Source organism: Microcoleus sp. bin48.metabat.b7b8b9.023 (assembly GCF_013299185.1).
GTDB lineage: Bacteria > Cyanobacteriota > Cyanobacteriia > Cyanobacteriales > Microcoleaceae > Microcoleus.
Map to the genome: position 1 here is coordinate 46,858 of NZ_JAAFKG010000002.1, position 12,606 is coordinate 59,463.

At 44.4% G+C, this 12,606-nt stretch carries 11 protein-coding genes, 1 tRNA gene and 1 pseudogene; 6 read left to right on the forward strand and 7 right to left on the reverse strand.

The window, feature by feature from the left end:
* Window positions 1-989: 989 nt before the first annotated feature.
* On the reverse strand, window positions 990-2,039 hold the full coding sequence (locus QZW82_RS01500; protein WP_293143448.1) for an aldo/keto reductase: 1,050 nt from the start codon (window positions 2,037-2,039) through the stop codon (window positions 990-992).
* Window positions 2,040-2,490: 451 nt separating this feature from the next.
* Window positions 2,491-3,915 (reverse strand): 23S rRNA (uracil(1939)-C(5))-methyltransferase RlmD, encoded by a 1,425-nt coding sequence (gene rlmD / locus QZW82_RS01505; RefSeq protein ID WP_293143451.1) that lies wholly within the window; start codon window positions 3,913-3,915, stop codon window positions 2,491-2,493.
* A gap of 469 nt (window positions 3,916-4,384) precedes the next feature.
* Between rlmD and apcD the strand changes: the two genes are divergently transcribed.
* Window positions 4,385-4,870, forward strand: coding sequence for an allophycocyanin subunit alpha-B (apcD, locus tag QZW82_RS01510; protein WP_293143458.1), 486 nt, complete (start codon window positions 4,385-4,387; stop codon window positions 4,868-4,870).
* 215 nt (window positions 4,871-5,085) lie between these two features.
* Here the strand turns inward: apcD and QZW82_RS01515 are convergent, their stop codons facing one another.
* Window positions 5,086-5,466 (reverse strand): hypothetical protein, encoded by a 381-nt coding sequence (locus tag QZW82_RS01515; protein ID WP_293143461.1) that lies wholly within the window; start codon window positions 5,464-5,466, stop codon window positions 5,086-5,088.
* Between the two features lie 173 nt (window positions 5,467-5,639).
* Here QZW82_RS01515 and QZW82_RS01520 point away from each other — a divergent pair, with 173 nt between their 5' ends.
* Window positions 5,640-6,041, forward strand: a complete 402-nt coding sequence (locus QZW82_RS01520; protein WP_293143464.1) for a helix-turn-helix transcriptional regulator — start codon at window positions 5,640-5,642, stop codon at window positions 6,039-6,041.
* A 58-nt stretch (window positions 6,042-6,099) separates the two neighbouring features.
* Window positions 6,100-6,501, forward strand: coding sequence for a helix-turn-helix transcriptional regulator (locus QZW82_RS01525; protein ID WP_293143466.1), 402 nt, complete (start codon window positions 6,100-6,102; stop codon window positions 6,499-6,501).
* A gap of 123 nt (window positions 6,502-6,624) precedes the next feature.
* On the opposite strand, the gene mazG is transcribed toward QZW82_RS01525, so the two are convergent.
* Complete coding sequence (mazG, locus tag QZW82_RS01530) at window positions 6,625-7,452, reverse strand: nucleoside triphosphate pyrophosphohydrolase (protein WP_293143469.1); 828 nt, start codon at window positions 7,450-7,452, stop codon at window positions 6,625-6,627.
* A gap of 209 nt (window positions 7,453-7,661) precedes the next feature.
* Window positions 7,662-8,252, reverse strand: a complete 591-nt coding sequence (locus QZW82_RS01535) for a metal-binding protein (RefSeq protein ID WP_293143470.1) — start codon at window positions 8,250-8,252, stop codon at window positions 7,662-7,664.
* 71 nt (window positions 8,253-8,323) lie between these two features.
* On the opposite strand from QZW82_RS01535, the gene QZW82_RS01540 reads away from it, so the two are divergent.
* The 3 genes from QZW82_RS01540 to QZW82_RS01550 all read left to right on the forward strand — a co-directional run bounded on the left by QZW82_RS01540 (window position 8,324) and on the right by QZW82_RS01550 (window position 10,340).
* Window positions 8,324-8,395: transfer RNA gene (locus QZW82_RS01540), tRNA-Val, on the forward strand.
* 271 nt (window positions 8,396-8,666) lie between these two features.
* A complete protein-coding gene (locus QZW82_RS01545; protein WP_293143471.1) occupies window positions 8,667-9,065 on the forward strand; it encodes a hypothetical protein in 399 nt (132 codons plus the stop codon).
* A gap of 225 nt (window positions 9,066-9,290) precedes the next feature.
* Window positions 9,291-10,340, forward strand: coding sequence for a folate-binding protein (locus QZW82_RS01550; RefSeq protein WP_293143474.1), 1,050 nt, complete (start codon window positions 9,291-9,293; stop codon window positions 10,338-10,340).
* Window positions 10,341-11,460: 1,120 nt separating this feature from the next.
* On the opposite strand, the gene QZW82_RS01555 is transcribed toward QZW82_RS01550, so the two are convergent.
* Window positions 11,461-11,787, reverse strand: a complete 327-nt coding sequence (locus tag QZW82_RS01555) for a helix-turn-helix domain-containing protein (protein ID WP_293143477.1) — start codon at window positions 11,785-11,787, stop codon at window positions 11,461-11,463.
* A 389-nt stretch (window positions 11,788-12,176) separates the two neighbouring features.
* Window positions 12,177-12,565 (reverse strand): annotated as a pseudogene (locus tag QZW82_RS01560) (transposase); the annotation flags it as partial.
* Window positions 12,566-12,606 lie beyond the last annotated feature (41 nt).

The following is a 12,606-nucleotide window of genomic DNA, read 5'->3' on the forward strand; positions in this document are numbered from 1 at the left end:
AATTCGCAAGCATCAATCTGAGAATTTTTAGTTGACGAGCAAGCGCCGCATTTATTGGCTCAAACAAAGCAACTGCTTAGGTGCGGAAAAACACGCTTATCTGCTTTTTTCAGAAGTGAAACTGGAGATAAGTTAATATTCTTAGACTTGCTATTGTTGTTAAATCTAACTCAGTTTTTCTGCGATTACTTCTATCTGAAGGATGACTTCGAGCGCTGTGCCTAGCTTGCACGCTTTTCAAAAGCGTTTAAAATGGCGATCGCTCTTGTAAAATGACTCTTAACTGGCAGGTACAGGGCTCTAGGATTTGAGATTTGAGATTTGAGGTTTGAGATTGAATAATTGGGAATGACTTATGAATTAAGGGTTTGAAGCTTGCCTACCGTTGCATTGTGTTTTTAAACAGGTGTTAAAACTGAGGGAGTTTTATGTTTTTATTGGGAGAGTAGAGAAAATTTGCCATCGAGTTTTTGTTGCTATTTGCTTTAACAAACTTCGCATTTTTTCAACTTATGCGATCGCACACCTACAAAATTTGTATCTTCATATACAATTGCTTTGCCGACATTTATGACTTCCGATAGATTAACAATTGACAGTTTATGTATTTGGGTTCAACCCACATCTGGTACCCTTCTCAACTATACCAGAGAAACCAGGTAACAGCGACGAGAAACCTAGGATTTTACGCGAGTCTGATACAATAAACCAAGGTGACGAGATTGGTGCAAGATGTGAGGTTAAACTGACACCCAGACTACAAATCTCAATCATCCCTCTAAGGGCGGGTTTGCCGATATCTGCGATTCCCGCACCAAATATCGACGCAAACCCGCGACTAGAAGATAGCAGGAAATTTACCAATAAGAATGGGTTTAAAGCCTCCTCCTTCTAGCTAGAGGGAAATAAAACAAAATTATTCACTGTTTCAATCCTCGGACTTTTATGGAGAGGTAGCCCTCAATTGGTCAACTGTCAACTGTCAACTGTCAACTGTCAACTGAAAGTCGGCGGCTGTCAATTTTGGCGATTCCCCCTCCAAAGGCAAAATCTTGCACCATCGAACTCTTTAAGAAATCGTGGGGAAAACCCAATTCAATGGCACTTACTTTGTCTAGCTGCTGCATTTGTTCGGCAGTTAATTCAAACTCCAAACAAGCCAGATTTTCTTGAAGTTGCGAGAGTTTGCGGGAACCAACAATCGGAATCACATCGACTGACTGTTGTCGCAACCAATTCAGGGCTACTTGAGAACTAGGTTTGCCAATTTTGGCTGCTATTTTACTAACTTCAGCCGCAATATTGAGGTCTCGTTCGCTAATTTTTCCAGATTCAGATGAATTAAGCCGTTTAGCTTCGCCTGCGGTTTCTGAAATGTTGTATTTTCCGGTTAGCAAACCGCCTGCTAGGGGGCTCCAAGCTGTGACGCCAATATCGAAGGCTTTTGCCATGGGGAGCAAATCGCGTTCGGGAGTTCGCTCTTTTAAAGAATACTCGATTTGCAAGCCGATAAATGGTGTCCAGCCGCGCAGGTTGGCGATCGTATTTGCTTGAGAAATAATCCAAGCCGGTGTATCGGAAATGCCGATGTAAAGAATTTTGCCGGCGCGTACCAAGTCGTCAAAGGCGCGCATTACTTCTTCGACGGGTGTCGTAAAATCCCAAGCGTGCAGCCACAGCAAATCTATGTATTCAACTTGCAATCGCTTCAAACTGGCTTCTACTGCTTGCACCATATTTTTGCGGTGGTTGCCGAAACCGTTGATTTCGCCATTTTTCATGTTAAGACTGTATTTGGTGGCAACTACCCATTTTTCGCGATCGCCCCCGATGAAGTCACCGACATATTTTTCGCTGGTACCGTTGGTGTAGAGATTCGCGGTATCGATGAAATTGCCGCCCGCTTCTGCAAAGGCGTCGAACATCTTCCGGCTTTCGTCGTAGGAACCGCCCCAACCCCATTCTTCACCAAAAGTCATGGTTCCGAGGCAGATTTCGGAAACGCGAAGTCCGCTGTGACCTAGTAGTTTGTATCTCATGTCACCTATCTGTTAGTTCATTGCGCTTAAGAGTATATATCTGAATTTGCTGTGTCCGCATCAGTCGGAGGTGAGGAGTTTTGGGAGTGCCAAGAGTTCCCAGTTGGATTTTGAATCTTTTGTCAATTTAGGAATTGCAATTAAATAACTGAAGCGATACAGATTGCGGTTCGTAGTGCGGACTTTCATTGTTATGGTAATTGAGGGGAGATGATATAACTTACTGATTGGACGATCGCAATTAATGCTGGCACTGCAAAATCAGATGCACGCAACTGGACTGCGAGATAATTAATCTTCTTTAACCTTTTCGATCGGCGTAAAATGCGAAGTCTGTCACCCCGTGAAACATTACCCTCGATCTCTTAGTCCGCGAGATCGGCGCAGCCAGCGCTAAGCGCGATATCGGCGGACGAGAGTTTGACTTGCGACAAGGATGTCAATCGCCGAATCATACAGGGGATAGCTTCACCAAAAACGCCACACACTCAACATGAGAAGTCTGAGGAAAGAAATCTGCCGGCTGCACCCGCGCTAACTTATAATCCCCATTTTCGCACAAAATCTTCAAGTCGCGAGCCAAAGTCGCAGGTTTGCAGCTAACATAAACAATGCGATTCGGTTTGATTTCCTTGATTGTTTCCAACACCGCGCGATCGCACCCTTTCCTAGGCGGATCGAGCAGCACAATATCCGGTGTCAATCCCAAAGCAGGCAGCAAACTCTCTACAGTTCCCACCTGAAAATCGACATTTTTCAAATCATTTAACTCAGCATTTAATTTGGCTTGCTCGATCGCCGCAGGTTGCACTTCTAAACCGATCGCTATTTTGACTTGTTTTGCCAGCGGTAAAGTAAAAGTCCCAATTCCGCAGTAAGCGTCAACCAAAACCTCGCTTCCGTGCAAATTCAACTCCCCGACAATCACCTGCAACAAAGCCTCAGCAGCCTCTGTGTTTACCTGGAAGAAAGTATCTGCTCTTAGCTGAAAATTCAATCCTGCAAACTTTTCTCGCAGATAAGACTGGCCAGCAATGCAGCGAGTTTCTGCACCAAAAATTACATTAGTTTGCTCTGCATTCACATTTAAACAAACACCTACAAGTTGAGGATATTGTTTCAGCCATTCAGCGGCTTGTGCTTCAATTCCCGGCAACTCTCCCGTGCGAACTATTAAAGTTAGCAACATTTCTCCTGTGCGCCGTCCGATTCGCAAGGACAAATGACGCAATTCTCCTGTATGTTTCTTTTCGTCATAGACTGGCCAATCCCGCCAGTGAATATCTTCTTTGACTTCTTTCAACAAAGGATTGAGGCGCGGATCTTGCACCGGACACTGATTTAGATTGACTAATTTGTGGGTGCTTTTTTGATAGTAACCTGCTTGCACTTGACCAGTAGCTGAAATTGCTACCGGATAAGTCGCTTTGTTGCGGTATCCCAAAAATTGGGGAAATCCTTCGATTTTTCCCGTTAAGATTTCATCGACTTGCACATCGCTAAATCCGCCAATTCGTTCTAAAGCTTGAATGATTTGATTTTGCTTGGCTGCAAGCTGGTATTGATAATCTACGTGCTGCCACTGACAGCCACCGCACTTGTCGGCGACAATGCAGTTGGCTCGGATGCGGTGTTCGGAGGCTTCCAGAAGTGTGTCCAGCTTGCCTGTAGCATAGCTGGATTTGACTTGCACGAGGCGCACGAGGATGCGATCGCCCGTGACGGTATCGGGTACAAACACCACTAACTCACCAAAACGACCAACTCCGTCTCCGGTGTCTGTCAAGTCGGTAATCTCTATCTCAATCAGTTGACCTTGCTGGCAAGGGTTTGCCACTTTCGTCGAGTTTCGGGTGGGGAATTTAGATTTGCTCACAAGTAGTCGTGGTAGGATTTAATATGGTAATGCAATATCGCTCTCTCTTGTTTCTGATGAGTCGTAGCGAAGCGAGGCGCAAGCCATCGCACTCAAGCTCAAGTGCAGGCAGTCTTCCTGCTTCCGAACCCCTTTCTGCTACAGCCAAAGCTTGCGTTAGACAACATTGTCCTCGATCGAGCCTGTGCGATATGCTATGGGGGCTTGATGGGCTAAAACTCGTGAAACAGTCTAAATGTCTGCCGACATCCAAACTCTCGATCGCAGTTTTTGAATTTTTCCCAGAGTACCTTGGGACACAAGGAAACTGGCTTAGTGACTAAGCATAACGCTTGCGGAGGTTGACCGCCTGCTTCTAAGATCGATTAATGTTAGCAGCAAGGTAAGTCGCCAAAGCAAGAATCTCATCTTTAACAGATGAGAATGTCAATGAATCTTTTCCTCAAATATCCTCAAATTTTGAATAACAATGAGCGTAGTTAGCCAATTTATTCTCCAAGCCGATGACGAACTTCGTTATCCCAGTACCGGCGAACTCCAAAGCATCAATGATTTTTTTAAGACGGGAGAACAGCGGGTGCGTATTGCTACTGCGCTGTCTGACAGTGAGAAAAAAATTGTTGAAGAAGCTAGCAAAAAACTTTGGAAAAAACGCCCTGATTTTATCTCCCCAGGGGGCAATGCTTACGGCCAGCGCGAACGGGCTTTGTGCCTGCGCGATTACGGCTGGTATTTGCGCCTGATTACCTACGGTATCTTGGCCGGTGACAAGGAACCGATCGAAAGCATCGGTTTGATTGGCGTTCGGGAAATGTACAATTCTCTGGGCGTTCCTGTTCCTGGCATGGTTGAAGCTATTCGCTGTTTGAAGGAAGCTTCTTTGGCTTTGCTCAATCAGGATGATGCTAGGGAAGCTGCTCCTTATTTTGATTATATCGCTCAAGCAATGTCTTAATTGAAGAGGCGATCGCTTTTGTGGATGTGGCGGAGCATTCGCGGGTGATTTTGGGGTGATTTTATCTCGCAATTGCTCGCAAATGTTTCGCTTCAATTGACAGTTGACAGTTGACAGTTGACAGTTGACTGAATTGAAGGCAATGGGTTGAGCAATTAACAGCGTTCTCACCGTCGGATGCGGTTCTTAAATTTAGGAAATCTGCCTGATTTCTCCTATGAAGCAATGCAGTTTGAACTTTCCCAGATTTCTAAAAGGTCTTGTCTTTCTATGCACATTTCAATTAAAAAGTCAAGAGTTTTTGATTGATATTGTTTTTTGAATTTCCGACTGTCGTACTGAATAGATGTTTTGAGTTGCGAGAGTTGTCCAAGTGTGGGGCAGGTTTGGATTTGATGGGCGATCGCATTTTGCCATTCTTCCAGCTTCCGGTACGAGATAAATTGTCCGCCTTTGTGATGGTGGACAAACACCACATAAGCCCAGGACTCGACTCGCTTAATCAGATTTTGACTTATTTTCAGGAATTTGGCGATCGACCTGACGGTGATGCGGAGCTTTTTTGAGGGCTGGATGCGGCGAAACAGTGCAGTCATGGCTGAGTCACTCCTGAACTTGGGTGATTTGGTGTATTCCTATATTATATCATTCTACACGAATGCAGACAAGTTGCAGTAATGTTTCTAAATGTGTAATGCTCAAATCCTGTGTGCTGCCTCGATCGAGGCAGCACAACAGCTAGCTTAAGAGTTAAATTGGATCTTTCAAAATGCCGGGATTTCTTGACTTTAAGGCTGTCGTCGAGCAGGAAAAACTGCGCCCTGTGCGATTCACGGATACGGGACGCAATAGATTGGGCAAACTTCTGAAAGCAGCTAGAGAGATTCGCGGCTGGTCAATTATCGAAACAGAAATGGTCACAAAAGAATACGAGGCCGCTCTGTTTCGGACAGCAGGAGAGCCTGTACCAAAAGATGTCGGCATTAGTAATGCTACTGTCAGTCGCTACGAACGGGGAAAGCTAGAAAGTTTGGATTGGCGATCGCTCTCCCTGTTATGCTTTGTCCTAAAGCCGATCGACCCGGTAATAGGAGAAGCATTGGAACCCACAAACGCCCTTTATATAGCTTGCGAACATCCGCCGTACAACAATGCCAAACTCTATGACTAGATTATTTGCAATAGGGGATGACTGATGGTTGTACCAAACGTTGAGGTTTAGCCGTAAAATGTCAGAACTCTCTAACAAGGCTGTGGCAGACAAAGAGCAGGAGTTGCGTCCAGTTCGCTTCACGGAGACGGGCCGGATGCGTTTGGGTAAGATGCTAAAAGCAGCAAGACAGACAAAAGGCTGGTCTGTTAGCGAAACACAGTTCAAAACCAGGGGATACGAAGAGGCACTGTTCATCGCGACAAATCAACCCGTACCCAAAGATGTGGGTCTCAGTGCAGCCACAGTCAACCGTTATGAACGCGGGAAGTTGGATAATCTAGACTGGCGATCGCTCTCCCTGTTATGCTTTGTCCTAAAGCCGATCGATCCTGTGACAAGTCAACCCCTGGAACCGACAAACGCTCTCTATATCGCCTGCGAACATCCGCCGTATAACGATGCGAAGCTCTATGAGTAGTTGATATCTGAACTTATTAAACCAAATTAGTTAGATTTGGAGTTTTTAACCGCAGAGAGCGCAGAGGGCGCAGAGGAGGAGAAAAGAGAGAGAGCGATCGTTCTGATACTAACGGATTTGATGTTAATCATCGCTCTTTTGCTTGGCCAGTAAAGCCTTAGCTTTTTGCCACAAAGTGTCTAACTCTTCGGGCGGATAATCCGACAAAGGTCGATCGCACGCAGCCTCAACTTTAGCAAACCGCTGCACGAAGCGATCGTTCGTTCCCTGCAAAGCAGCCGACGGATCTAAGTCGTACCAGCGAGCCAATTGAACCAACACAAACATAATATCTCCCAATTCCGACTGCTGGGCGGCCTTATCCTCGTGTTTGAGAGCGTGTTCAAATTCCGCCATTTCCTCGTGAAACTTATCCCAAACGCCGTCTACACTGTCCCAATCAAAACTCACCTCCGCAGCTTTTTGAGAGATTTTTGCAGCGGCAGTAATTGGCGGCAAAGTGCTAGCATAACGGCTCATTTTTGAGGCTAAAGTTGGTGGCTTTTCCGCAGTTATGCCCTTTTCTGCTGCTTTGATTTTTTCCCAGTTTTCGTTAACTTCATCGACACTGTTAATTTCTACATCTCCGAAGACGTGGGGATGGCGCCGAATCAGTTTTTCCGTGATTCCCGCAGCGACTTCGGCGAAGGTAAATTGTTCGGATTCGCTGGCAATTTGAGCTTGCAAAATTACCTGTAATAATAAGTCGCCCAATTCTTCAACGATCGCACTTTTGTCTCCTTTACGAATCGCGTCGGCGGTTTCATAGGCTTCTTCGATGATATGCGGAATCAGAGTTTCGGGAGTTTGGGCTAAATCCCAAGGACATCCGCCGTCGGGCGATCGCAATGATGCTACAACTTCTATCAGGTTTTCGAGTGCTACGAGCGATCGACTGTGGGAATTAGACATGAGAATTTACCTTAAGTAGAAGGAAGAAGGAAGTTCGGCAACGGATTCTGTAACGGATGTAACGGATGTCACGGATGTCACTCCTAAGGAAGAAGGAAGAAGGAAGAAGGAAGAAGGAAGAGGGAAGAAGGAAGAGGGAAGAAGGAATACATAGACAGCCAGCTCGATCGCGAGCGATATTTTACATTTTATTAGGTGGATTTACTTGTTCACCTCTTAGATTTGCTAGACGTGCGGCGGGGAGATTTGCTTTTGCGCCTCTTAATAGTCTTAGGAGGGTGTAACCCGCTCAATCCTTTCTTTTTGAACTGTTTGTAAGCCGAACCGCCCCAATCGCTGAGATAGTGGCTCATCGCGCCCAATTCCAGACCGACGTAGATGGCTATAAATTCGATATAGTGTTCCAAGAGCGATCGACCGTAACCCAAAACCGCTTCCTGCCAATTTCCGGCTAAGTTGCCAATTTTTTCGGCGATCGTCAATCCCAAGACTCCTATAACGGCGATCCAGGTAGCGAGGTACAAGATTCGCAAAGCTGTGCCGATCAGAGGCCCGTGGGACAAAAAAGAGCGGTGGCGCAGGCTTTTTTGGTAGGGCAGCCAAATAAATTTGAACCATCCCCAGCGCTGGTACTGACAGGAGTAAATATCTAAATCCGGGCCAAACATCAGTCCGCCGACTAGGAAGCTGCCGGAAACGAGCAAAGTCAGGTTGCTGTTTTGAGTATGGCCAAAGGTGACGCCTGCCACCAGGGGCAAACACCATAGGGTGATTCGATCGTGCGTGCGGCCAGAGGGCATTAAAAGTTTATGATTTTTTTAGTTGATCTTTCTGGGATACTGTGATATGATAAGTCCCTGTAAGCGCAATTGGGCGATTAGCTCAGTGGTAGAGCGCCTGCTTTACACGCAGGATGCCGTAGGTTCAAATCCTACATCGCCCATATCCAATTGAAAAGCTATTACCAAAGCCTTGAATTTTTAAACCATTGGCTCTGGGCCTTTCCTTAGGAACAGGCAAGATGCCTATTCCACAAGAAATTAAATCTGTTGTGGAACAGGCCGGACAGCCTGTTGTTAAAAAACTTATTGGGAATGGTGCAAGATGTGCGATCGACCAAACTTAACATTTTGTGGCGGATGTCCCACAAGTAGGCACTCAATGCTGGAAAATTAATCTATTGATTGATTTTCCTTTTTAACATCGTCAGATATATGAAGCCTAAAATAACTAGCCCGATCGCCTGGAAACAAGCTGAACTTCTCATGCAGCCGGCGATGATCCGAGTGCTAGACAACATCCGCAAACAACTAGAGGAGTCAGTCTGGACAGGAACTTATCAAGAAGTACAGGTTCCGATTCCCGGCTATCAACTAATTTTAGAGCATCAAGGCGAGCACAGATCCGTCGATATTTGGGAACTTTGCTATCGAGTCTGCTTTGTCAACTACCAGCCAGCCCACACTCCAATGCAAAGCCAAGAAGTTGTAATTGACACTTTTTTAATAGACGAGGACACTGGCGATGTAGACTGGAATCGTCTTGATGCCAAAGCGAGTCAATTAATACAAGAAGTTTTTGCTAATTTGAGTCAGTTGACAGTTGACAGTTGACAGTTGACAGTTGTAGGGGCAGTGCCCCCGGGAGAGCCCTCTTAGTTGTAAGTTGACAGTTGTCATGGGTAGTCAGAAACCGGGTTTTTTCATGACAAAACGCGTTACAGCAGAAGATTATGTAAAAAACCCGGTTTCTCGGCCTCGGAGTACGATCGCAAACTCAAAACCAAGCATTAATAATTCAATACACGCTGAAAGCTTAAATCTCAAATCTCAAATCCTATGCTAATTCAAGAATTGCACGACATTCAAGCCGCAGCAGGCGCTACTTTTGCAGAGTTAGCAACCACAGAAACAGTCCCTATCAGTTTTGGTAACGACGCTGCCGCCATCGCAGCAACTAAAAAAGGTGTGGCTTTGTGCGATCGCACTCACTGGGGACGCATTCAAATCTCCGATAGCGATCGCCTGCGGTTCTTGCACAATCAAAGTACCAATAACTTTAACATACTCAAACCCGGTCAAGGTTGCGACACCGTGTTCGTCACATCCACCGCACGGACGATCGACCTCGCGACAGCCTATGCTACAGAAGATGCCGTAATATTGCTAGTTTCAGCTAACCGCCGCCACCAATTGCTCGAATTGCTCGATCGCTATATTTTCCCAATGGATCGCGTAGAATTAACAGATATAACCGATACAACCGTTGCTTTCAGTCTCCTCGGCCCCGAAAGCACTCAACTACTAGAAAAACTCGGAGTTACCGAACTAGACAATCAATCCTACGCTACTCACAAATCAATCGAATTTGCAGGTATAGAAGTTCGAGTTGCGGTTGGTAGCGGTTTAGCAACTCCTGGATACACGTTAATTGCGCCAGCCAGCGACGCAGCCCGCTTGTGGACTGAGTTAGTTAAAGCTGGGGCCGTACCAATGGGCGATCGAATTTGGGAACAACTGAGAATCGAACAAGGACGCCCCGCACCCGATTTTGAACTCACAGACGATTACAACCCCCTAGAAGCGCGCCTTTTACACACAATTACCTATGACAAAGGCTGCTACATCGGCCAAGAAACAATTGCCCGGTTGAACACCTACCAAGGAGTCAAACAGGAACTTTGGGGCGTGCAATTGAGCGGCCCCGTTGAACCCGGAACAGTCATCACAATTGGAGAAGAAAAAGTCGGCAAACTCACCAGTTTTGTCAAAACCGAATCCGGCTATTTTGGACTTGCTTACATCCGCACCAAAGCCGGAGGCGAAGGACTGAAAGTGCAGCTAGGAGAAATTGCCGGAGAAGTAGTAAACCTACCTTATTTAAGTTAATCAGCATAGGTTCGTAGTGAGGACTTCAGTCCTCTGAATTTATGCGGACTGAAATCCTCACTACGAACCCAGAGCGCCTGTTTTAGTGGACATTAAATAATGACATATCCCTCCCTTAAAACAGCTTCACTAACCTGCGGTTCCGGCTCTACAGGGTCGCTGTAATAAGTGTCAATATGTTTAATAAAACCTTCCCGATAAGCTTTCAGATGTGATTCAAGTGCTTAGATATCCTGCTTTTTTGTCGCGTAATACGATTTTTTTTTAAAGATGTACTAGAGATAAATAATGTAAAATCAAAGACCATCCTGTGAGAAAACCAATGACATGATTCGTTAAAGATGCTAAGATTTCCTGAACTTTTACGCGGAGTTTGTCAAGATCACTAAAAACTAACTTTCGCTTAAAATTCTTTGATGTATTCCCACACTCTTTCTGTTGGATTTACTTCAGAACAATGAGGAGGCTGAAATAGTAAAATAATATTGTCTGGCAATTCAAATGTGCTTAAAAGATGACCCGGAGCATTATCGACTTGAATGATATAGCGGTTTTCACAAAGATTCGCGGACGTTGTTGGGAAGAGAGCCCTCTTGATTTCAGCGGTTATGTAAGCTGTCAGCCATACCTCATCTTTTTGAGAAAGGCTATATGCAATTCATCGGGATATTCAAGCGACAATTGTTCCAAATATGCTTGAAAACAAACTTTATCTAAATGGGAAAACTCCCAAAAAAAACTTCGTCCAGTAGATGGGGATACTGCTCCGTAAAGCCAGAAACATTCTCTTTTCCATTGATGTTTTCCTACGGGTTTTACACCCCGTATTGTTATTCTTCGTCTCTGAATTGTATGTAGTCCTAATCGAGTTTCGTCACTACACCAAAACAGAAATCTTTTGTATTTCTTTACTTGGCCAGGAGCTTTATTCAGCAAGGCTTTGATTTTTTGAGACAGGCTATTCTTGAATTCATTGATTGCAGTTAAATTTTGTTCACTACTCCGGGGCCTTGGGATTTTTAATTTACTTTTCAACTCCCCTTTAACCAAGGAGTATACAGCTTGATAACTACTAGGTATCTCTTTGATCGACCATAGCCAGAGATGAAATTCTTTATAACTAACTGGAAAATCCTTCGGGGTCTCTCAATTCTTGTTGTAATGCAGCAGCTACTTCAACCGATTTTTTTTTGGGTCTACCAAAAATCTGCCGATTTTTTAACAAGTTTTCTATGCCACCCTCTTTATATTGAAAGAGCCAGCGATGAATTGTGGTTTCACTTTTACCCAAAAATGACGATACTTCTCGGACTGTTTCTACTTGTCTTGACTGAAACAAATAAAGCATTTGAACTTTATTATATGCTAAAATTCTTTTTTGTTTTTTCCGAATCTCTAGCAATACTTCTATAGATTCGGTAATCTTTATATGAGGACGCCCAGACATTTTAATGTTCTCCTTTACTTGGAAGGTAACTCTAGCATAACTTTAAAAAAATGGTATTACACATTTTCAGCGCCGATCGCGAGTCAAAGTCTTTTGAGCTAAGGGTTTTAGGCTTATTCAGCAAGCCCTATGTATTCTAGATAATGCCATCACTGCTAAGGTTCGCCAAAATATGCTCACGGACAACTAAAGTGAACAGATTCCTTTGGACTTCATACCAATTGCTAATTATCTTTTTAGAGCGCATCAACTCCAATTTGATAAATGCGTGAAGTGAGCAAAATATAGCCTTTCTCAAAAAGATGAGGTACGTCTGAGAGCTGGTATAACCGCTTAGACGTATAGGGCTCGCATCCCAACAACATACCTCATCTTTCTGATAACCGCTATATGTGAGTTTTGATCGCAGAGGTGTCTCTCACCATGAACCGACAAATTCCACATACTTGTTTGAGTCCTCTATGAAAAGTTTCAATGCCCCAATGTATATCGTGAATTGTGATAAATTCACTTCGACTTGTTTCTTGCAGCTTGGACAGTTCTGGCAGATATAAAATATAATGTCTAGAGTCTTCTTTTTTAAAGTCTTTCCTAAACAATTTTATAAATCCAAATTCTTTCAAATGAGTTATTAATCCTTCATCTGCTATCTCTAAATTACTTACCTGGCAATACTTGTGCGGCTCATTAGAGACGGTTCTGTTTTTTTAAATTCCGAATAAAAAAACAGTTTCTGGTTTCTTAGAAACTTTAAGTTTTCTACTCCTGAATACCAACTATAGCGGTTCTCACAAAGATTCGCGGACGTTGTTGGGCTTG